General features: G+C 46.1%; 21 protein-coding genes. 7 read left to right on the top strand and 14 right to left on the bottom strand.

The window, feature by feature from the left end; translation table 11 throughout:
• Positions 1 to 16 precede the first annotated feature (16 nt).
• From mdh to citZ, 3 genes are all read right to left on the bottom strand, one after another.
• Positions 17 to 958, bottom strand: coding sequence for a malate dehydrogenase (gene mdh / locus L1028_RS27040; protein WP_234541045.1), 942 nt, complete (start codon positions 956 to 958; stop codon positions 17 to 19).
• 56 nt (positions 959 to 1,014) lie between these two features.
• Positions 1,015 to 2,310: an NADP-dependent isocitrate dehydrogenase gene (icd, locus tag L1028_RS27035; protein ID WP_094874018.1), complete on the bottom strand. Its 1,296-nt coding sequence runs from the start codon at positions 2,308 to 2,310 to the stop codon at positions 1,015 to 1,017.
• A gap of 150 nt (positions 2,311 to 2,460) precedes the next feature.
• Positions 2,461 to 3,573, bottom strand: a complete 1,113-nt coding sequence (gene citZ / locus L1028_RS27030; RefSeq protein ID WP_234541044.1) for a citrate synthase — start codon at positions 3,571 to 3,573, stop codon at positions 2,461 to 2,463.
• A gap of 395 nt (positions 3,574 to 3,968) precedes the next feature.
• On the opposite strand from citZ, the gene ytvI reads away from it, so the two are divergent.
• Positions 3,969 to 5,084 carry a sporulation integral membrane protein YtvI gene (ytvI, locus tag L1028_RS27025; protein WP_234541043.1) on the top strand — a complete coding sequence of 372 codons (1,116 nt, stop codon included), beginning with the start codon at positions 3,969 to 3,971 and terminating at the stop codon, positions 5,082 to 5,084.
• 91 nt (positions 5,085 to 5,175) lie between these two features.
• Here ytvI and L1028_RS27020 read toward each other — a convergent pair whose 3' ends face one another.
• Genes L1028_RS27020 through L1028_RS27010 form a run of 3 tightly spaced genes read right to left on the bottom strand, consistent with a single transcriptional unit; the run spans position 5,176 to position 7,318 of the window.
• Positions 5,176 to 5,574: an FxsA family protein gene (locus tag L1028_RS27020; RefSeq protein WP_234541042.1), complete on the bottom strand. Its 399-nt coding sequence runs from the start codon at positions 5,572 to 5,574 to the stop codon at positions 5,176 to 5,178.
• Complete coding sequence (locus tag L1028_RS27015; protein ID WP_234541041.1) at positions 5,571 to 6,098, bottom strand: acyl-CoA thioesterase; 528 nt, start codon at positions 6,096 to 6,098, stop codon at positions 5,571 to 5,573. Before L1028_RS27015 ends, L1028_RS27020 begins: the two co-directional genes overlap by 4 nt.
• A 38-nt stretch (positions 6,099 to 6,136) precedes the next feature.
• The gene (locus L1028_RS27010) at positions 6,137 to 7,318 is read right to left on the bottom strand and encodes an MFS transporter (protein ID WP_234541040.1); all 1,182 of its coding nucleotides are present in this window, start codon (positions 7,316 to 7,318) and stop codon (positions 6,137 to 6,139) included.
• Between the two features lie 133 nt (positions 7,319 to 7,451).
• On the opposite strand from L1028_RS27010, the gene L1028_RS27005 reads away from it, so the two are divergent.
• Positions 7,452 to 8,123, top strand: coding sequence for a G1 family glutamic endopeptidase (locus L1028_RS27005; protein ID WP_234541039.1), 672 nt, complete (start codon positions 7,452 to 7,454; stop codon positions 8,121 to 8,123).
• A gap of 218 nt (positions 8,124 to 8,341) precedes the next feature.
• Here the strand turns inward: L1028_RS27005 and pyk are convergent, their stop codons facing one another.
• The 6 genes from pyk to L1028_RS26975 form a co-directional block, all read right to left on the bottom strand.
• Positions 8,342 to 9,760, bottom strand: coding sequence for a pyruvate kinase (gene pyk / locus L1028_RS27000; protein WP_234541038.1), 1,419 nt, complete (start codon positions 9,758 to 9,760; stop codon positions 8,342 to 8,344).
• A 332-nt stretch (positions 9,761 to 10,092) separates the two neighbouring features.
• Positions 10,093 to 11,094, bottom strand: a complete 1,002-nt coding sequence (locus L1028_RS26995; RefSeq protein ID WP_234541037.1) for an acetyl-CoA carboxylase carboxyltransferase subunit alpha — start codon at positions 11,092 to 11,094, stop codon at positions 10,093 to 10,095.
• A 1-nt stretch (position 11,095) separates the two neighbouring features.
• The gene (gene accD, locus L1028_RS26990) at positions 11,096 to 11,989 is read right to left on the bottom strand and encodes an acetyl-CoA carboxylase, carboxyltransferase subunit beta (RefSeq protein WP_234541036.1); all 894 of its coding nucleotides are present in this window, start codon (positions 11,987 to 11,989) and stop codon (positions 11,096 to 11,098) included.
• A 72-nt stretch (positions 11,990 to 12,061) separates the two neighbouring features.
• The gene (locus tag L1028_RS26985) at positions 12,062 to 12,250 is read right to left on the bottom strand and encodes a hypothetical protein (RefSeq protein ID WP_042125966.1); all 189 of its coding nucleotides are present in this window, start codon (positions 12,248 to 12,250) and stop codon (positions 12,062 to 12,064) included.
• Between the two features lie 146 nt (positions 12,251 to 12,396).
• Entirely contained in the window at positions 12,397 to 12,897 is a 501-nt protein-coding gene (locus L1028_RS26980; protein WP_234541035.1) for a phosphatidylglycerophosphatase A family protein, read from the bottom strand.
• A 74-nt stretch (positions 12,898 to 12,971) separates the two neighbouring features.
• A complete protein-coding gene (locus tag L1028_RS26975; protein WP_234541066.1) occupies positions 12,972 to 16,610 on the bottom strand; it encodes a DNA polymerase III subunit alpha in 3,639 nt (1,212 codons plus the stop codon).
• A gap of 325 nt (positions 16,611 to 16,935) precedes the next feature.
• On the opposite strand from L1028_RS26975, the gene L1028_RS26970 reads away from it, so the two are divergent.
• From L1028_RS26970 to L1028_RS26960, 3 genes are all read left to right on the top strand, one after another.
• On the top strand, positions 16,936 to 17,259 hold the full coding sequence (locus L1028_RS26970) for a YtrH family sporulation protein (RefSeq protein WP_042125960.1): 324 nt from the start codon (positions 16,936 to 16,938) through the stop codon (positions 17,257 to 17,259).
• Positions 17,260 to 17,264: 5 nt separating this feature from the next.
• Positions 17,265 to 17,765: a sporulation membrane protein YtrI gene (locus L1028_RS26965; RefSeq protein WP_234541034.1), complete on the top strand. Its 501-nt coding sequence runs from the start codon at positions 17,265 to 17,267 to the stop codon at positions 17,763 to 17,765.
• 87 nt (positions 17,766 to 17,852) lie between these two features.
• Positions 17,853 to 18,173: a YtpI family protein gene (locus tag L1028_RS26960; RefSeq protein ID WP_234541033.1), complete on the top strand. Its 321-nt coding sequence runs from the start codon at positions 17,853 to 17,855 to the stop codon at positions 18,171 to 18,173.
• Between the two features lie 95 nt (positions 18,174 to 18,268).
• Here L1028_RS26960 and L1028_RS26955 read toward each other — a convergent pair whose 3' ends face one another.
• Positions 18,269 to 19,603, bottom strand: a complete 1,335-nt coding sequence (locus tag L1028_RS26955) for a DRTGG domain-containing protein (RefSeq protein ID WP_234541032.1) — start codon at positions 19,601 to 19,603, stop codon at positions 18,269 to 18,271.
• A gap of 177 nt (positions 19,604 to 19,780) precedes the next feature.
• Between L1028_RS26955 and L1028_RS26950 the strand changes: the two genes are divergently transcribed.
• Both L1028_RS26950 and L1028_RS26945 read left to right on the top strand, forming a co-directional pair.
• Entirely contained in the window at positions 19,781 to 20,104 is a 324-nt protein-coding gene (locus L1028_RS26950; RefSeq protein WP_234541031.1) for a hypothetical protein, read from the top strand.
• Positions 20,105 to 20,183: 79 nt separating this feature from the next.
• Positions 20,184 to 20,324 carry a hypothetical protein gene (locus tag L1028_RS26945; protein WP_179085720.1) on the top strand — a complete coding sequence of 47 codons (141 nt, stop codon included), beginning with the start codon at positions 20,184 to 20,186 and terminating at the stop codon, positions 20,322 to 20,324.
• 124 nt (positions 20,325 to 20,448) lie between these two features.
• Here L1028_RS26945 and L1028_RS26940 read toward each other — a convergent pair.
• Positions 20,449 to 20,816 (bottom strand): transposase (locus L1028_RS26940; RefSeq protein WP_234541030.1); only part of this gene is annotated, 368 nt, incomplete at its 5' end.

Raw genomic sequence — 20,816 nt, 5'->3', positions numbered from 1 at the left:
TTACATCTGACACAACCTACACAGATAATATAGCTGTTACGCTGCGTACGGACTCTGCAGACTTATCTAAAGCCGCTTTCTCCTCAGCCGTAAGCTCCAGTTCAAAGACCTTCTCAATCCCATTCGCACCAAGAAGAGCTGGAACGCCCAGAAACAGATTGTCATAACCATATTCGCCTTCAAGCAAGGCAATAACCGGAATGATCCGTTTCTTATCCTTCAAGATCGCTTCCGTCATCTGAACTAAAGAGGCTGCAGGAGCATAATACGCACTACCATTTCCTAAAAGGTCAACGATTTCCCCGCCACCCACACGTGTACGCTTCACAATCTCCTCAATACGATCCGCAGGAATCAATGTATCGATTGGAATACCTCCGACACTAGAATAACGTACGAGCGGTACCATATCATTGCCGTGTCCGCCGATTACGAAACCACGTACATCTTCAACAGATACATTCAGCTCTTGTGCAATAAATGTGCAGTAACGGGCTGTATCCAGCACGCCAGATTGTCCGATTACGCGATTCTTCGGAAAGCCTAGTGCTTCAAATGCAGCATAAGTCATCGCATCTACCGGATTACTCAAAATGATTACGATAGATTCTGGAGCAACTTTCCTTACGTTCTCGCATACCGACTTCACAATCCCTGCATTGATATTCACAAGATCGTCGCGGCTCATCCCAGGTTTACGGGCAATCCCAGCAGTGATAATTACAATATCAGAATCTACAGCATCTTCATAACTTGAGGTCCCTATAATATGACTGTCGAATCTCTGCACAGGACCTGCTTCTTGCATGTCAAGCGCCTTACCCTTGGTTGGGTTTTCCATTTGTGGAATATCGAGCAGCACAACGTCCCCAAGTTCCTTTTGAGCTAACATAAGAGCTGTAGTAGCGCCGGTAAAACCGGCGCCTACCACTGTAATTTTATAACGCTTGATCGCCACAGATTCGCCTCCTAGAAATGATAAAGGTAAGGCTAATGTTATCTGGCTAATCTAACCTATAGGTGGTTAATAATTTCGTCTGCAAATGCGGAGCATTTCAGCTCAGTTGCACCTTCCATCAGACGAGCAAAGTCATAAGTCACGGTCTTATTGTTAATAGCAGTTTCCATACCTTTATAAATCAGGTCCGCTGCTTCCTGCCAGCCCAAGTGCTCCAAGAGCATTACGCCGGACAGAATGACCGAACCAGGATTCACAACGTCTTTGTCTGCATATTTAGGAGCTGTACCATGGGTAGCCTCAAAGATGGCGTGGCCAGTAATGTAGTTAATATTCGCTCCAGGAGCGATGCCGATACCGCCGATTTGTGCAGCCAGTGCGTCGGACAGGTAATCCCCGTTCAGGTTCAACGTAGCAATAACATCGAAATCAGTTGGACGAGTCAGAACTTGTTGCAGCGCGATATCCGCAATTGCATCCTTGATAATGATTTTGCCAGCAGCTTCAGCATCCTTCTGAGCAGCATTAGCAGCAGCCTCGCCATCACGTTCCTTAATCACATCATATTGACTCCAAGTGAAGACCTTATCTCCGAACTCTTGCTCAGCTACTTCATAACCCCAGTTTTTGAAAGCACCTTCAGTGAACTTCATGATATTTCCTTTGTGAACAAGCGTTACACTCTTACGTCCGTGCTTGATCGCATATTCAATTGCAGCGCGCACCAAACGCTTCGAACCTTCGGAGGATACCGGTTTGATACCAATACCAGAAGTTTCAGGGAAACGGATTTTGTTAACTCCCATCTCTTTTTGCAGGAATTCAATGACTTTCTTCACTTCAGCAGAGCCTTCTTGATATTCAATCCCTGCATAGATATCCTCCGTATTCTCACGGAAAATAACCATATCCACCAGCTCAGGACGTTTAACAGGAGAAGGTACACCTTGGAAATAACGAACTGGACGCAGACATACGTACAAATCCAATTCTTGACGCAAAGCTACATTCAATGAACGAATACCGCCTCCGATTGGAGTAGTAAGTGGTCCCTTAATAGCTACAAAATATTCGCGGATTGCTTCCAACGTATCATTTGGCAACCATTCACCATATGTATTGAAAGCTTTTTCGCCAGCAAATACTTCGTACCAAGCGATTTGCTTAGTGCCACCATAAGCTTTAGATACTGCTGCATCAAGTACGCGCTTGGAAGCTTTCCAAATATCACGGCCTGTGCCGTCACCCTCGATAAAAGGAATGATTGGATGATTCGGAACTTGTAGTTTTCCTTCTTTAATCGTGATTTGTTCGCCTTCTGTAGGTAGATCGAATTTTTCTAGTTTCAACATTTGAATGTATTCCTCCTAAAGTTTTGTGGATTTAAATAGCATTGACAAGCATCGAACAAAACTCTCATCATCATTAAAATCAAAAATTTAAAACACTATTGCTAGGGTTCATTCTACTAAACTTTAGGAGCAGCCCGCAAGGCTGCTCTTCTATCTTTCGTCTACTGGAACGTATTTCTGTTCAACCATACCCGTGTATTCTGCACGTGGACGAATAATGCGGTTATCTGTATATTGCTCCAGAATATGCGCTGTCCAACCTGAAGTCCGGCTAATTGCAAAAATAGGAGTGAACAGTTCACGATCTATGCCTAGCTGTGTATAAACAGAAGCCGAATAGAAATCAACATTCGGTCTTAATCCCTTTTGCCCGGTAATCATTTGTTCAATATTTACGGACATGTCGTACAGGGTGGTGTCATTTTTCATCGTGCCAAGTTCCAGCGACATTTTCATCAAATGCTTTGCACGTGGATCACCATTCTTATATACCCGATGACCGAAGCCCATGATTTTCTCACGGTTATCCAGTTTCTTACGGATAAACGGTTCAACCGCTTCCAAACTTCCGATCTCTTCTAGCATCTTCATAACAGCTTCATTCGCCCCACCGTGAAGCGGGCCTTTGAGCGCGCCAATAGCGGAGGTAACCCCAGAATAAATATCGGATAATGTCGCAACCGTAACCCGGCCAGCAAAAGTTGAAGCATTCAGCTCATGGTCTGCATGAAGAACAAGTGCGGTATCAAGTGCTTTGACAGATACGCTGTCCGGCTCTTTTCCCCACAGCATATACAGGAAGTTCTCAGCAATAGAAACGCCTTCTTTCGGAGCCACTGGTTCGAGCCCTTTGCGAATACGCGACAGTGCCGCCACAATTGTTGGGAGTTGTGCCTGCAGTTTTACCGCCTTAATCTCGTTCGCTTCTCTGCTCATATCGTCAGCCGCTTCATCATAGAGAGCAAGGCTTGATACAGCCGACCGCAATGCTGCCATGGTGTTGGCGTCTTTTGGATAGAGCTTCATTTGCTCGATTACCTGTTCAGGAATCTTTGCGAAGGCACTAAGATCCCGCTTGAGCGCTTCCAGCTCTGGCACCGTCGGCAGACTGCCGAACCATAACAAATAAGCTGTTTCTTCGAAGGTAGCATGTTCTGCAAGTTCATCAATATCATAACCGCGGTAAGTGAGTACACCATCCACAATAGAACTAATGGATGAAGTTGTTGCAACGATACCTTCCAAGCCTTTGGTAGCTGTCATAGCATATCTCTCCTTTGCCAACAAGGTATAAAAACAATCTTATTTCCATGAAAACATTTCCAATTTAAAGCAATAAAAAATCTAATAAGTGCATTTAAGAACATCTCCGTCAGGAATGCTGTATGACCAACATGCTTCGTATCTTTATTCATCATACTGGATTTTGTCGGTTATGTGAACAATGTGGAAGCTTCGGAGCGCATCAAATGATTTTATCAGAGAGATAGAAAAAAACTTCTAATCCCCTGATTCAATTTTTCCATTTCAGTTTAGAGATTCCGCCTCATTCTAATAATTATCCCGCATTCTAGTCTTTAAATCGATCCTATGAATATATATGAAGACGAGCTCTTATTCCCCTGTATATGCAGGAATAAAGAAGGTGTGGTCTCGGTATGGATCGTTTAGTATTAAAAAGACTGCTGCGCGGCCTGTGGGTCGTTCTGGCAACTTCCATCCTCCTGCTCGCAATCTATTTATTACTTCCGCTGTTATACCCCCTGTTGCTCGCTTGGCTGCTCGCATATATCATGCATCCATTAGTGCTTATACTTAAAGGCTTTAAATTACCAAGCTGGCTGGCGGTATCACTCGCGCTGCTATTTTACATAGGCGGAATCACGCTAGTCTTAACCGCGATGATTACAAGACTCGTAAAAGAATTGATCATCCTGCTGCAAACCTTTAATCTCCACACCGACCAATGGAAGGATCTTCTGATGTCCTTAAGCCAGAATGCAAGCATTCAGAACATCATCAACCAGATTAATCAATTCTACCAAGACAATCCTGACTATCATGCTACGATTGACAGCAATATCAGCAGAACAACGGAAACTGTAGGTTACGCAGTCACGCAAGTGGTCACGGGATTTTTTAATGTAATATTGAAACTGATCTCCGCACTTCCTAGTATGGGTACGATTCTTATCGTGGTTGTCCTTGCTGCCTTTTTCATTAGTACGAGTTGGGAGCGTCATAATGATAAACTTACAGGCTGGCTACCGGCAGCATTCCTAAAGCCTGTGTCAGATATCTGGAGAGATTTACGCAGAGCGCTCTTCGGTTATCTTCGCGCCCAGGTAATCCTGATCTCCATCACAGCGATCATTGTAGTAATCGGGCTGCTGCTTCTAGGTGTGAAGTCTGCATTTGCTATCGGCTTAATGATTGGCTTTGTGGATCTACTGCCTTATCTCGGTGTGGGAATTGTGATGTTGCCTTGGGCGCTATATTCTTATATGACGGACAATCTGGCACTAGGGATAGGACTATCCATACTTTACGCTGTTATTCTTATAACCCGGCAGGTGCTTGAGCCGAAAGTGCTCGCCAGCAGCATCGGACTTGATCCCCTTGCCATGTTGATTGGCATGTTCGCCGGTCTGCAGTTGTTCGGTATGCTAGGGCTGATCATCGGACCCGTTGTCCTAGTAGTCCTTGTTGCCTTTAACCGAGCGGGTGTATTCCGAGCTTTGCACAGCTACATTGTTAGCGGCAGATTAAGATAGGAACTGATAATCATCAATTCGTAAAATAGCAAACAGAGCGGGCCCTTCAGCAATGACAGGGGTCCGCTCTCTTATTGTTGTAAAAAGTATACTAACGACGGTAAAAGGTGAAGGTGCCATTCTTCATCTTCTTCTCAATCCACTTCAGCAAAAATATACGGTACAAAGGCCGAGTCAATGGAAATACTAACGTGAAACCGACAATATCGGTTACGAAACCCGGCAATATCAGTAGCAAACCTCCGAAAAAAATACATAAACCATCCAGCATCGTCCGACCAGGAACGCGGCCCTCCTGCATATGTGTTCTGCTGTCCTGCAGCACTTTCTTACCTTCAAATCGCATCATTAGTAGACCGATTACTGAAGTGGTCAGCATAATCAGCAAGGTTTTAAATGCTCCAAGTTGATCTGCTACGTAAATAAAACCGAATAATTCCACAGCAGGAATAATAAATAGTCCAGCCCATAACCATTTGCTTCTAATCATACTGAACTCCCTTCTTCCCGCAGCGCCTCTTTTATTGCGTGAAAGAGCTCTGGAAGGGCTCTATCCAGCCTAGCAGGCCTCCATTCCTGGTTCACCCAAACATGACTTGTCGTGCCGGTAACCAGCAGCTCCCCAGGTGGATCCATCGACCGCAACTCCCCTAGAGTAGCCAATAAATCTTCTGAATTTCCACCTTCTTCTTCCGAAAGCCTCCGCACTTGATACTCAAATACGACTCGTAACGCTGAGAAGGTAGTCATTCGCGCATACACGGAGATAAGATCATCATATCGTGCCGGACTTTTAAATTGCAAATCTGCTGAGGTGACAGGAAGTAAGACGCCTTGTTTCTCAAGTTCGCGATAAGTAAAACCAACCTGACGAAACATCTCCGTACGACCAGACTCAAACCAGTTCAAATAATTCGCATGATACACGACACCCATCTGATCACTTTCCTGATAGCGAACACGCAGGGTCGACTTATACCATCGGCTGGGCAAGCCAGCTCGTTCTAATTCCATCTATAAATACTCCTTTCAGCATAGCAGCAGGGGAGCGTTTAAGCCTGGGCCCCGCCTGAAGATAGCGTCGCCGATAATTTGCGCCGAGAGCTTCTAGCAACATAGAACAACAGCATTGCTCCTGCGATAGAGCTCAACATACAAGACAGATTCATTACTTCTACCCCGCCTTGATTGAGCAAGAATCCATTCAGTAAATTACCGACAATGCCAGAAAAACCTGCGAACACCATATTAAATACACTTTGGCCAGTGGCCTGCATCTCGTTAGACGTGATCTGAGATACATATTCGACTGCTGCAATATAAAAGAACCCAAATGAAAGACCATGCAGCACTTGCACTCCGATCATTACCGATGGATAAGGAAAAGCAACCTGAATACCCCATCGCAAAACATAAATAAGGGCCCCAAGGAGTAAGGTCCGTTCACGACCTAACCTCTTAATCACCTTAGATGCAAACAGCATGGAAGGCACATTCGTCACCGATGCGAGAAAGAGCGCAATCCCTGCATAGCGCGTAGACCCTCCAACCGATTGAAAAGCGATTACAAAGTATGTACCAAAAGCAGCCATCGTCTGGTTCACAAGAAAGCTGCCACCCAAAAACGCAAGGAAGACCCGATTCCCCAGCAGTTGTCTTACCCCCTGAGTAAACGATTGCCTCATCATATGATTCTCTTCCGCCTGCTTCGGCAATGTAAACGCAATAAGGACTGCAATCAGATTAAAAAAGAGAAAAGGTAGCCATATCGTGGATACAGAGAAGGTAGATACGTACACCCCTCCTGCATAAGCTCCCAGAGCTGCTCCAATGCTCATCATAAGCCGGATGCTACCGTAAGTGGCTCCAGCTCTATTCGCCGCCGAGATCGCGTAAGAATCGGCTATAGGAGCCTGTGTAGAGGAGAAGATCGTTGAGCACGTATACACCAGAAGAAGTACAATGAAATATTCCGAACGATAAAAGACGGCCAGTAAGGCCGGAACCGCCACACTTAGGATTAGTACTAAACGCGTCTGATTATACCGATCAGAGATAATCCCCCACATTGGCTGAATGGTGATTGCAACTAGTGTGCCTGTTGCCATTAGTATACCTATCTGTCCGCTATTAAGTCCATTATGGACCAGCAGCAGCGAAAGATAAGAGCCAAATGAACCGCCGGCCAATCCTAAAAATAGATAAAAGCCGCGCAGCTTCGATAATTTTTCCATTTGTACTATGAGCCCTCCAGGTTTATATTTTTATATTTTAACAGAACACCCGTACTTCATATGTAATCATCGCATTTAATATAGCAGTACTATAAAGGCGGTGGACAAGTTGAGCATAAAATATAATTCTCTCATGGTAAATCATCCTTGTCTAACAGACAAATCTAATGCGAGCAATAGACAGAGCTCTGCCTTTGGCTGGTCTTCTAAGAACTGGAGTGGTTACACTGTTACTGGTAGAAAAGGCGCTTTCAATCGCATTTCTGGTGAATGGATGGTCCCATACGTAAAACCAACCCACAAATCCACCTATTCCTCCGCATGGATTGGCATCGATGGCTTCAAGAACAGCAGTCTTATCCAGACGGGAACAGGTCATGAATTTTTAAATGGGAGTGCCCGTTATTACGCCTGGTGGGAAATACTACCTGACGTTGAGACCGTAATCCCTTTTCCAGTATACCCCGGAGATCATATGAAGGGTACTATCACAAAAATAAGCCACACGAAGTGGTCTATCACACTCCGGAATTTAAGCCGAAATTGGACCTTCCGGACGCTTCAGCGATATACTGGTCCACAGACCTCCGGCGAATGGATTATGGAGGCTCCTGAGGTTGATGGTTCCATCGCAAAGCTGGCCCGGGTCGGCACTACCTACTTCAACTGCTGCCGAATCAACGGAAAACGACCTAGGTTAACTCTTTCTAATGGAGGGATCATGGTCCAGAATAACACCACTGTTGCGGTTCCTTCCAGTCCAAGCCATCGAGGGGACTCTTTTAGCGTCAAACGTATATACTAACAGCATAAATGGATAATGGATTCAGTACAAAAAAAAGAGCTGCCTCATTTGTAGATTTTCACTACATCTGAGACAGCTCTTTTATTTGAAATATAAGGAAGTATAAGTTTCACGCTATACATTATCCTTATATTCCTCGCATAAACGTCCTTTAGGGACGTCAACCGCGTTTTTGCTTGCTAAGTAAAAATATGAATCAGGCAAAGCACAGTCGAGTACTATTCGATTGTGCTTACTTTTACCAAGTTAGTGGAACCGGAACGTCCAAGTGGAATTCCAGCAGTAATCACAACTAGGTCGCCAGCTTGAACCAGACCGGAATCCTTACCACCTTGGATTGCTGTTTCAAGCAATTCATCTGTGGAAGTAGCTACTTTACCGAATACTGGCGTTACGCCCCAAACGAGGGACAATTGACGCATAGTTCTTTCTTGTGTCGTAACAGCAATGATTGGTGCTTTAGGACGGTATTTGGAAACAACGCGTGCAGTATGACCTGTAACAGTCGAAGAAAGAATAGCCTTAGCGTTCAGATCCAAAGCGGAAATTGCAACGGATTGGCTGATAGCTTCTGTAACTGTAGTTTCTTGTGCAGTTTGTTGTTTTGAGAAAATTTCACGGTGGTCCAGAGCGGACTCCGCTTTCTCAGCAATACGGGACATTGTAAGAACGGATTCTACTGGATATTTACCAGCAGCAGTTTCTCCGGAAAGCATGATTGCATCTGTTCCGTCGAATATAGCGTTTGCTACGTCACTTGCTTCAGCGCGAGTAGGACGTGGGTTACGTTGCATAGAATCCAGCATTTGTGTAGCTGTGATTACTGGTTTACCAGCAACGTTACATTTTTGAATCATCAATTTTTGAGCCAAAGGTACATCTTCAGCTGGAATTTCAACACCAAGGTCACCACGAGCAACCATCAGGCCGTCGGAAGCTTCTAAAATTTCATCAAGGTTGTCAACACCTTGTTGGTTTTCGATTTTGGAAATGATTTGGATGTGAGAAGCGTTGTTTTTCGAAAGCAGCTCACGAATTTCCTGAACGTCGCTAGCTTTGCGAACGAAGGAAGCGGCGATAAAATCGATGTCCTGTTCGATACCAAAAAGAATATCGTTGGTGTCTTTTTCCGTAATACCCGGCAAGGAGATGTTTACTCCTGGTACGTTAACGCCCTTCTTGCTCTTGATCGTACCACCGTTTACAATACGGGTCTTGATTTCAGTTCCTTGAATGTCGACAACTGTCAAACCAATCAGACCGTCATCAATAAGGATGGTGGAGCCTACTTGAACATCATTAGGAAGCTCACTGTACGTGATGGAAATACGTTCTTGGGTGCCAAGGATTTCTTCCGTAGTTAGTGTCAGGTACTCGTCCTGAACTAGTTCAATCGGTTCTACTTCCAACTTGCCTGTGCGAATCTCCGGTCCTTTTGTATCGAGCAGGATAGCTACAGTTTTGTTCAGTTCCTTAGATGCTTGACGGATCGTTTTAATCCGAGCACCATGCTCTTCAAAATCGCCGTGGGAGAAATTCAAACGGGCCACATTCATACCAGCCAAAATCAATTTTTTGATATTCTCCAACGATTCACTCGCAGGTCCGATCGTACATACAATTTTACTTTTCCGCATTAGGTTTTCCTCCGTTTTTTCGTTCTCTCTGTCTCACTTTTTCCAACTACAAAATCTACTACAAGGCTAACTAATTAAATAGGAACTTTGTCACATGTGCCTTTAACTACGCCCTTATGAATATTACTGCAACTTAGACACAAAATCAATGTTGTAGGCTCTTTTAGATGTAATTTGAGCTCGAATTATCTGAACGCACAAAAAAAATTAAAATAATCCCGGCATAACGTCGAGATTATTTTAATTCCAATAAAATGTATAATTTACACTTAATTCAATATGGTCCACTAAGTATGGTTATATGTCTTAAAGTGCAAATGGTAAGGCACTATTCACACTTCAGATTCCACTTCTTCTTCAAGGAAAATCTGCTCCTGCTGGACTTCAGCAAACTCACCAATTTTACGGAATTTACGATAACGATCTTCTTTCAATTCCGCTCTATCCAGAGGAATTAGCTCCTGCAAGTGACGCCATAATGCATCCTTAATTGCAGCTGCCGTAGCTTCGTAATCCCGATGAGCGCCGCCTTTTGGCTCAGGAACAATCTCTTCGATGACTTCCATTTCAAGCAGATCAGATGCCGTTATCTTCATGGCTTCCGCCGCTTGATCAGCCTTCGAAGCATCCTTCCATAGAATCGATGCAGCACCGTTAGGGGATATCACCGAATAAATGGCGTGCTCCAGCATAAGCACTCTATTACCAACTGCCAGTGCTAGTGCTCCACCACTTCCGCCTTCACCGATGACCACACAGATTACAGGGACACCAAACTGAGACATCTCGCGTAAATTACGGGCAATTGCTTCAGATTGTCCTCTTTCCTCAGCTGTATTACCTGGATATGCACCTTTCGTATCCACGAAGGTTATAATGGGACGATTGAACTTGTCCGCTTGCTGCATCAGACGCAGTGACTTACGGAAGCCCTCAGGGTGTGCACTCCCGAAAAAGCGTAAAATATTCTCTTTCGTATCCTTACCGCGCTGCTGGCCAATGACCGTAACAGGAACGCCGTTAAGTTTGGCGATACCGCCTACAATAGCAAGATCATCCCCAAACATTCGATCCCCGTGAAGCTCGATAAAATCTGTGAAGATCTGCCCCATAAGATCAAGAGAAGTCGGACGTCCTTGATGTCTAGCTAGATGCATTTTTTGGGAAGGGGAAATATTAGAATAAACTTCCTCCTCAAGCACACGGTACCGTTCTTCCAGTCTTACTACCTCATCCGTAAAATCAATACCCTTCTCTTCGCCAAACTGCTTTAGCTCGGCAATTTTCTTGCGCATTTCAACCAGAGGCATTTCAAAAGGCAACTCTCCTGCCAACCTAAAATCCCCCTTTCACATCATGCAATTCCAAAATTTTGGTCAGTGTGGCGCGCATTTCTTTACGGTGCACAACCATATCAATCAAGCCATGCTGCAGATTAAATTCAGCCGTCTGGAAATCATCCGGAAGCTTCTGGCGAATCGTCTGTTCAATGACTATACGTCCTGCGAAACCGAATACCGCACCAGGCTCAGCAATAATAATATCGCCAAGACTAGCAAAACTCGCAGATACTCCGCCAGTTGTCGGATCCGTAATTATAGAAATATAAAGGCCGCCCATTTCGTTGAAACGAGCAAGCGCTGCACTTGTCTTCGCCATTTGCATAAGACTTAGAATACTCTCCTGCATTCTCGCTCCACCAGAAGTAGAGAAAATAAGGAGTGGAAGCTGCTTCTCCGTGGCTTCTTCAACCGCCCGGGTAATCTTCTCACCGACTACAGATCCCATACTGCCGGAGAAAAATTCGAAATTCATCACAGCTACGATCACTGGATGTCCGCCAATAGATCCCTGCCCCGTAATCACGGCATCAGTTTGTCCCGATTTTAGTTGCTGTTGCTCCAGTTTAGAGGCATAACCCGGGAATTTCAGCGGATCTATAGAATACATTTCACTATCAAACTCAATAAAGCCCTCTGGGTCTAACGTCATAGCAATACGCTCTACGGCGTTCAAGCGCAAATGATGACCACAAGTAGGACATACTTTTAGATTCTTTTCCAATTCCTTGCTATACTGGATCGTTCCGCATTTATTACATTTACTCATTAATCCTTCTGGAATTTCCCGTTTGGGGCGTTCGCCTTCTGCAGGCTCGCCGCTTCGCTCCAGACGTTCTGAAGGAATAGTCGCGTACTTCCGTTTCTTCTGAAATAAATCTTTGAACACACCCGCACCTCTTCAGCCGTTTATTTGCGTTATGCAGCTTGCCGCTGTCATGACTTTTCTCTTGATAGAAATTCAGGGATGCAGAATAAGATTAAGGACTTCCTGTACTTCCTCCAGTTCACCCGAAGGAACCAATATCTCAAACTGCTGCTTGGACATATTGATTGGACGGCATTTTACTAAAAAACCTTCTTCAGTCAACTTACTCTTAATCATATCCGCCACTTTGGCGGTCGGCGCGATATATATTACCGTCCACATGCCCTGCAAGGCCTCCCCAATCTTAATTCCCAGCCGTATCCCGTATAATGGAATTATGATAACACAGTTTTCTTTTTTCCCGCAACAGGCGTAGGGCAAAGGAAGCAAGACTGAGGAACTCGTTCAAACGAAATGAATCGGGTCATTTATTCCGTGTCCGTGACTAGAGGATATACTTTTGCCCCTTCCTGCCGATGAGCGATTCTAGCAGAAGCAGCTGAAGCGATACCCGCTACTAAGTCATCCAAGAACACATGAATCCTCCCCTTATCATCGTTCAATTCACCAATGATTCCAAGCTTTATTTTGTCCAAGTACCCAAATCCTGTAAGTCCGATCATCCCATATACCCCTGTGATACCAAGGGCTAGAGTCTCGTCCGCTCCATAAAGTGATTCATCCGCTTCCATTACTGCCTGGAGCGGCTGCGGAAGCAGTTTTTTCTCTGCTAGTTCATCAAGTGCGATCCCCGTCATTAACGTGTACTGCACTTCTCTTTTTCCCAACACAGATTTCACACTGGAAAGGCATTCTTCCTTGGATAAACCGGGATAATAGACCGATTGTAAAATATATACGATTTCAGCAATGGAAGAAAGTGATACGCCTCTACGTTCCAACAGATCAACTGCCATTTGATAGGACATGATGTGATTCCCCTTTCCGCCCAGGGATTCGCCCTGTGGTTTCCTAATGTATGCGGAAAAGGGTGGAATTGTTCTTATTTTATTCTTACGGTACCTGCCCCCAGCATAGACTCGATAGCCGCGATTAGCTCCTCGGTAGGCTTAATCCGATAGTTATCGCTAAGGGCCAGGAGCTTCTGATCCCGTTCGTAGAACAGAATCGTCGCTACTGGGCCTGGATGATTCTGCAGCAGCTCCTTCAGGCGCGACAGCTGCGCAGCATTCTCGGCGGCCGGCGTGATCTTGATAAAGACACGCTGGCCTGAGGCCGGCGCTGGCGCAGCGGCCGGTGCAGGTGTTGCAGGCGCAGCTACGCCGCCTGCAGGTCTGCCAGCGGGGCCAGTGGCGGCCCCGCTAGCCCGCGAAGCAGGAGCCGCGCCACGCGGTGGCGCTCCTGCTGAGGCTGGGCGTCCCGCGCTATACGAACGGGACGCGGCGGCACTACGGCGCTGCAGCAGGCCGCGGAGTGTCTCCGCGGATAGCAGCGCCACTTCCTCGGCCAGCAGCTTGAAGCCTTCGTCCTCCTGTTGCACCTTGGCGCGCAAGGCCAGCAGCGCGCCCTTGGCAATCAAGCTGTGGCTTCGCTTCCACACCTCGGGGAAGAGCACAACTTCGCAGCGCTCGATCTGATCTTCCCATTCGATGAAGGCCATCGATTTTCCTTGCTTCGTCGTAATTTCCTTAACGGATACGACCATGCCGGCCGTAACCGTCTGGCTCTCATCTGCGGCTTCACCAAGATCCATCAACCGCTGTATACCCGGCTCCTCAAGCAGCTCAGCGCTATCGTCGAGCGGATGACCTGATAGATACAGCCCCAGCAGCTCACGTTCCATCTCCAGCTGCTGTCCTACTGTGAACTTAGGGATATCCGGATACCGAATCTCCCAATTCGGCGTCTCCACCAAATCGTCGAACAACTGGATTTGCAATTCATCCCGCTCCTTGCGCCATTTCGTCGCGGCGTCAACGGTCTCGTCCAGCATAGCCAGCAGCTGGGCCCTATGACCCGGCAGACAGTCAAAAGCTCCTGCCTGCAGCAAAGACTCCACTACCCGCTTGTTGCAGACCCGCAGATCCACACGTCGACAGAAATCGAGCAGACTGTCGAACGGTCGCTCCTTGCGGACCGACATCATATTCTCCACTGCTAGCGTGCCGACGTTCTTAATCGCTGCGAGCCCAAAGCGGATATGCCCTGTTCCCATTTTCTCGCCTGGAACAGGGGTAAACAACACGCCGCTCTCGTTCACATCCGGCGGTAACACGCCGATGCCCGTGCGGCGGCAGTCCAGTACATATTCCGCCACCTTACGGTGAGTACCCATCACAGCGGTCAGCATAGATGCCATAAATTGGACCGGATAATGTGCCTTAAGATAAGCCGTCTGAAAAGACAACACGCCATAAGCTGCCGCATGTGCACGCGGGAAGCCATAATCCGCAAACCGTACGATCATATCATAAACAGCATTCGCATCCGTTTCGTTATATCCTTGCTGTAAGCTCCCCTGTACAAAATGGCTGCGTTCCTTATCCAGCGTCTCCCGCTTCTTCTTAGAGACCGCTCGACGGAGCAGATCCGCTTCACCAAGCGAGAATCCGGCCATAAGCGAAGCAATCTGCATGATCTGTTCCTGATACACAATAATTCCATAGGTATCCGCTAATATAGATTTCAAATCAGGATGCGGATACTCTACTTCGATTTGACCGTGCTTACCTGCTATATATTTCGGGATAAACTCCATCGGACCCGGACGATATAGCGCTAGAACGGATACGATATCTTCAAAGCCATTTGGCTTCAAGTCCTTAAGCACACGTCTTACACCCGCCGACTCCAACTGAAAGACCCCAGTCGTCTCACCAGCACCTAGCATTTCATACGTGAGCGGATCATGATCTGGTATGATTTTAAAATCTGGAACACTGCCACTCATTTCTTTAATCGAATTCATACAGCGCTCAATAATAGACAAGGTACGCAGTCCCAGAAAATCCATCTTCAGCAGCCCAACACTCTCCAAATGCTCCATAGAGTATTGAGTTAACGCTGTACTTTCGTTGCCCTCTTGAAGGGGGACAGCATCTGTTAGCGGACCTTTGGAAATGACAACTCCGGCAGCATGTGTCGAAGCATGACGAGGCATACCTTCCACTTTCATTGCCATATCGAGCAAGCCTTTGATCTTAGGATTACTATCGTACAGCGCTTTAAGGTCTGGTGTAGTCTCTAGTGCTCTGGCAAGGCTGATGCCTAGTTGTCCTGGGATGAGCTTGGCAGCTTTGTCTACCTCGTTATAAGGTAAATTCAGCACCCTGCCCACATCACGAACCGCAGCCCGTGCAGCCATGGTTCCGAACGTAATGATCTGTGCCACATGTTCTTTGCCGTATTTCTCCACCACATAAGCGATAACCTCATCACGACGCTCATCACTAAAATCGATATCAATATCCGGCATCGTGATCCGTTCTGGATTTAAGAAACGTTCAAAGAGCAAGTTGTACTTAAGCGGATCTACATCCGTGATTCGTAGGGAATAAGCGGTAAGGCTCCCCGCGGAGGAACCCCGGCCCGGCCCCGTAGCAATCCCCTGACGATGACAATAAGCGATAAAATCCCACACAATTAGAAAATAATCGCTAAAACCCATATTCTCGATAACGCCAAGCTCATAGGCAAGACGCTTCTCAGCGGTCTCTCTTTGCTCAGACGATGCCCAAAGCGTTGTGTCTATATACCGTTCTTCAAGCCCTTTAAAGCACAGCTCTCGCAAATAAGCAGCGGAGTCCTTACCTTCTGGAATTGGTGAATATGCTGGCAGAATATGTTGACCGAAGGTAAGCTCCAAATTACATTTTTCTGCGATCAATAGCGTGTTACTGATAGCTTCAGGCACATGCGGGAACAACGCTGCCATTTGATCACTACTTTTTAGAAACAGCTGATCTGTTCCGATCTTGAGCCGCTCCTCATCATCCACAGTTTTACCTGTTCCAATACAGATCAGAACATCCTGTACCTCTGCATCTTCCTTGGCTAAATAATGAACGTCATTCGTCGCTACAAGTGGGATCTCACAAGTCTTGGCAAGTGCGATCAGCTTCGGATTTACTCGCTTTTGCTCGGAAATTCCGTGATCTTGAAGCTCCAGGTAGAAGTCTTCGCCAAAAATCTCCTTATATCGCAGCGCAGCCTTTCGCGCCTCGTCATCTCTGCCATGCAACAGATGCTGCGGCACTTCGCCGCCAAGACAGGCACTGAGGCATATGATCCCCTCCGAATGAGCGGCCAGAACCTCCATATCAATACGAGGTTTATAGTGATGACCTTCCAGATGGCCGATAGAGATCAGCTTCATCAGGTTCTTGTAGCCGGTTTCATTCTTGACGAGCAGAATCAGGTGATAAATCGGTTGATCTTTACGACTGCCTCGCTCACGGCGAGAGCCCGCGGTTAAATAAGCTTCACAGCCGATAATCGGCTTGATTCCATTCTCTTTACACGCTTTATAAAAGGGGATCGCCCCATACATCACTCCATGATCCGTAAGCGCCAGCGACTTCATGCCGTATTCGCCGGCCCGGCGCACGAGATCGGTAATGCGCGCCGCCCCGTCCAGTAAACTGTATTCGCTGTGCACATGCAAATGCACGAAAGGGCTCATCATCCCACTTCCTTTCTACTACAAAAATCAAACATAAATAGTTGTTCAAAAAGTCCGCTTTTGATCACGAAGTAACCCAAGAAGCATACTCGGCATCGAATATTGAATTCAGGCGAAACTTCCGGTACTCACGTAGCTTCCACTACGCTCCGCTCCTCATTTTCTACCTTCTTTCAATCTTCTCGGTGCTGAAAACCGTACTTTTTGAACTCGCACTATAAGATGAAACTATTTTATCATATTAAAGGGGGACCCGCCCATAGAATGGATTAAGAGCACATGGACAGGCAACGATTATAGATGCCTCGTCCGGGAAGGGGCCTTTATGAGCATTTTTATGAGCAAAGCGATCCTCGATTTCTTTATCGCCTTCGGCATCGTACTTGGCGGAGCTATGGTTGGCGGAATCGGCGCTGTAGTATCCCTGCAACCACCGACGCAAACGATGCTAGATGTAGCAGACCGGATTAAAATATGGGCACTTGCCGCCGCTGTAGGGGGTACTATGGACCCTTTACGGGTCATTGAAAGCAATATGATTGGAGGCAACCTCTCTCCCGCCATCAAGCAAATCATGTATATTGCCTTTGCTTTTCTCGGAGCCCATATGGGCAGTGAGCTAGTCAAATGGGTGTGCGGCAGGGGGTAAAGCCAGTGAGAGTTCCACCTTTTAGTCGTTTTCGTAGATTCACCCAGATCTCCGCTATATTCGTGCTTGGGATCGTCGTAGGAGCCGTCATATACAATGCTATTTTCCATGTTGGGTATAATGTGCTGTGGCTGCAAAATCAAGACTTACGCGTAGACATTGAGCAATATCAGGAAGATATCAAAACGCTCAAAAAATACAATAATACTTCTACCGTAATCAGAGAAATCAAAATCCGTTCGGAGGAGAGCAAGTCCAAAGAAGATACCCCCCTTGACCCCGTAACTGTAAAATTAATTATAAGCAAAATGGGCTCAGATCTGGAGCCGATGCGTGGCCGCAGCATGTTCGATATTGACACAGACAGTAAACTGGTCAGGCTGCTGCTGGATGGAAAGCTATACATTGTGCGTGATAAGGAATACTCTGTCAAAATCCGGACGATGCTTGTTATGGAAGGTGTTCTGCAAATCTGGGTAGAAATCAGTCCTTTTAAGCGCAACTAACAACAATCGTGTGATACAATAATGGACAGACAAAAGTGGAAATTACTTCAAGACTTTTGCACGACATGATAAAGGAGCTGGCTGTCCATGGTTTTATTTATCAAGTACTTATTATTTATCCTGCTGGTGATCTTTGTAATTGGCGCCGCTGTGTACAGCTTATCCTCTCGCCGTGCCTTAAACCCCCAAGATAAGGGGCTAAAACGCTCCGTCATGAATGTGATGCTGGGCTGTATGCTCGTAACGCTCTCCCTGATTTCCATGTTTCTATTTCGCGGCTCCACCGTTAATATCATTGTTGAAGCTGCCTTTCTTCTAATCGGTGTGTTTAACATCTTCTCAGGAATACGCAGCTATAGTTATTACAGCCGTAGCCGTAGCCAGGAACAACACCAGTCGAAAGCCTAGACTATCCCTCTGATAGGATTACAAGAATAAAATAGACTACCCTCACTATCATCGTTGAGGGCAGTCTATTTAGCATGTTTGTGATTCAGTATCTATTAGCCGTGATCAATGGATTGCAGCATCAGGACAGCTTTCGCTACCAGGGTATCCGAATAGCTGATCTCTATTTCAAGTTTACATGTACGGCGACTAACCTCGAGCAGTCTCGGCATTACAATAATCGCGTGTTCGATCTGTACCGGCCGGATAAAATAGGTGGACATATTATCTAATACATAGTCATTTCCTGTAATATCCTTAGCTGCCTTAAACGCAGAGAGCGTCATTAACGTAGACAATACACCTTCAGAAATGGTACCAAGGTCTGTGGCCATCTGAGGCGTAATAAAGCCATGAAAAAACAATCGTCCCTCTTCATCCCGCTCATCCGCAAAACCGTTCCAGATGAGATGATCGAAGGTCTCTCCAAGCTGTGGTGTGTTGCGTACATCTCGCAGACTTTGCAGCACTTCTTTACGTGTCAGGGAGCCCACCAATTTGCGGTTACGGTCTACAATGGGTAGGAAATCGACGCCTTCCCACATCATGATCTGCGCAGCTGAAGCTAGTGAGGTATGCAGTGCAGCGGTAACAGGACTCCGAACCATAGCCTTTTCAATACTTTGCGCTTCTGTCAGGTCCTCTACTTCGCGTCGGCCGATAATCCCAATCACTCGGTTCCATTCATCTGTAACGGGAAAACGTTGCTCTCCAGTTTCCTCTGAAATCTGTCGTAGCTCACCTACGGTGCTTGAAATTTTTAACGTAATCATACGCGGTTTGCTGTCGACAATATCTTCTACCAGCATAATTTTTTTCTTAATCAATCTATCAAAAATCGCACGGTTAATCATTGATGCCACGGTAAACGTGTCATGTCTTGATGAAATGATGGGGAGATCCAGTTCGTCGGCTAATGCCTTCACTTCACGGCTCGTCCCGAAGCCACCTGTAACCAGAACTCCGGCACCCTGCTCTAGCGCCAAGGAGTGAACATCATCGCGGTTACCCACAATGAGCAGACTATCTGCGTCTATATAACGAATCATCGCGTCGACCTTCATCGCACCGATTACATATTTATGTAGATGCTTACTCAGTCCGCTAGCCCCGCCGAGAACATGACCCTCCACAATATCGACCACGTCACCAAACGTCAGCTGTTCAGAAATGTTACGAGGCTTCTTTTCTACACGTACTGTACCAATCCGTTCCTTCGTAATGACAATCCCAAGATTCTCAGCTTCCTTAACGGCACGATAAGCCGTTCCCTCACTGACCAGCATTTCTTTTGCAAGCTTACGAACAGATATTTTGGAACCTACTTTAAGACTTTCAATATGCTGCAGCAGTTGCTCGTGTTTAGTAATTGCATCGCCTTGACCTTCCAACTGTTACACCCCCGTACTCCGATCTGTACTATACTGTACTCATTATACACGGAGAGAATGGCACAGTACAACCGATTCATGAGCATCGGATTCGAATTTAACTGCCCATTATTTAGCAACCTTTTCCTCTTTTTTATAGTCTGAGAGTTAAAGAAAGAGGAAAGGAGCATTGTGGATATGAACAAGACCACGATAGTAATATTTACCATTACTTTGCTTTTCATAGGACTGATCGGCTGTGGAAATACGAGAACTGAAGTAGAACAAACAAGCCAAATAGAGCTGGATGCACAAAATATAGTATCTATTAACTTAATAGAAAAAGACCAGCCGGTGACGACTATTTCTGAAGCATCATTCTTGGAACGTTTCGTTCAAGCCATAACTACTGCTGAATATAATAAAGGACAACTAGATATTGCCCCCAGCGATTACAGAACCACCGTAAACATGAAGGACGGCATAAGTTATGAGTTCTCGTTTATTGGGCAAACTGGGTGATCGAATAGACGAATAGAGAATAGCCCCCTTAAAAAAAGGGGAAATATGTTATGGTAGAGAGGTGAAAGGGGATGACTTTATGCAATTTCTTTTTATACTCGCGATTCTCGTTCCTGCGGTATGGTACTACGCGGCTCTAGGTAAACGGATATCTGCAGAAGAAAAGAAAGCTGGAAAAGATCTCTCGGATGAGATCAATCCTTTTACAGGTGCAAGATAACTTTAATCCCCTGCTTTGCGGGGCGAATTTAAAGGGGCTGTCCCAAAAGTAGTTTTTCAACGATAGAGACAGACCCTTCTCATTTTCAAAACCGCAAAAGGTCAACAGAGCAGCAATTCTCCCGTCATTGGAGAATTGCTGCTCTTTGTTTTTGGTCATTTGCAGCTTGCTTCAATAGATTGTGAGCAAGGGAAAGCCAACCGACCTCAAGCGTCACTTTTTCTATGCCGCGAAGCAGAAAACGCCGGAATCCCCGGTTGTTTTTCAGTTGTCCAAATACGCTTTCCGGTTCCGTCATTCTCCGTACGGCTAAGAGGTAACCTTCCTCGCTTCGTAGCATTTCTCGAGCCTGCTTCTGGTACCGCAACCGTTCTAGACTCACCACGACTTCCCGATTACCGGTTGCCTTCGTGCAGCGTTCTTTTAGCGGACACCCTTCACAGTTCTGGCTTCGGTAATGACGCTTCCGAATTTCGTATCCACTCTCTAAGA

The sequence above is a fragment of the Paenibacillus pseudetheri genome (assembly GCF_924513355.1).
Taxonomy (GTDB): Bacteria; Bacillota; Bacilli; order Paenibacillales; family Paenibacillaceae; genus Paenibacillus_AQ; species Paenibacillus_AQ pseudetheri.
Note: the sequence above shows the minus strand (reverse complement) of the source record. Positions and strands in the feature narration are given on the sequence as shown.

Coding starts and splice junctions, on each gene's coding strand:
- icd (WP_094874018.1), bottom strand. CDS start 2,310: ATGTTGAAACTAGAAAAATTCGATCTACCTACAGAAGGCGAACAAATC.
- citZ (WP_234541044.1), bottom strand. CDS start 3,573: ATGACAGCTACCAAAGGCTTGGAAGGTATCGTTGCAACAACTTCATCC.
- ytvI (WP_234541043.1), top strand. CDS start 3,969: ATGGATCGTTTAGTATTAAAAAGACTGCTGCGCGGCCTGTGGGTCGTT.
- L1028_RS27020 (WP_234541042.1), bottom strand. CDS start 5,574: ATGATTAGAAGCAAATGGTTATGGGCTGGACTATTTATTATTCCTGCT.
- L1028_RS27015 (WP_234541041.1), bottom strand. CDS start 6,098: ATGGAATTAGAACGAGCTGGCTTGCCCAGCCGATGGTATAAGTCGACC.
- L1028_RS27010 (WP_234541040.1), bottom strand. CDS start 7,318: ATGGAAAAATTATCGAAGCTGCGCGGCTTTTATCTATTTTTAGGATTG.
- L1028_RS27005 (WP_234541039.1), top strand. CDS start 7,452: ATGGTAAATCATCCTTGTCTAACAGACAAATCTAATGCGAGCAATAGA.
- pyk (WP_234541038.1), bottom strand. CDS start 9,760: ATGCGGAAAAGTAAAATTGTATGTACGATCGGACCTGCGAGTGAATCG.
- L1028_RS26985 (WP_042125966.1), bottom strand. CDS start 12,250: ATGTGGACGGTAATATATATCGCGCCGACCGCCAAAGTGGCGGATATG.
- L1028_RS26980 (WP_234541035.1), bottom strand. CDS start 12,897: ATGTCCTATCAAATGGCAGTTGATCTGTTGGAACGTAGAGGCGTATCA.
- L1028_RS26975 (WP_234541066.1), bottom strand. CDS start 16,610: ATGAGCCCTTTCGTGCATTTGCATGTGCACAGCGAATACAGTTTACTG.
- L1028_RS26970 (WP_042125960.1), top strand. CDS start 16,936: ATGAGCATTTTTATGAGCAAAGCGATCCTCGATTTCTTTATCGCCTTC.
- L1028_RS26960 (WP_234541033.1), top strand. CDS start 17,853: ATGGTTTTATTTATCAAGTACTTATTATTTATCCTGCTGGTGATCTTT.
- L1028_RS26950 (WP_234541031.1), top strand. CDS start 19,781: ATGAACAAGACCACGATAGTAATATTTACCATTACTTTGCTTTTCATA.
- L1028_RS26945 (WP_179085720.1), top strand. CDS start 20,184: ATGCAATTTCTTTTTATACTCGCGATTCTCGTTCCTGCGGTATGGTAC.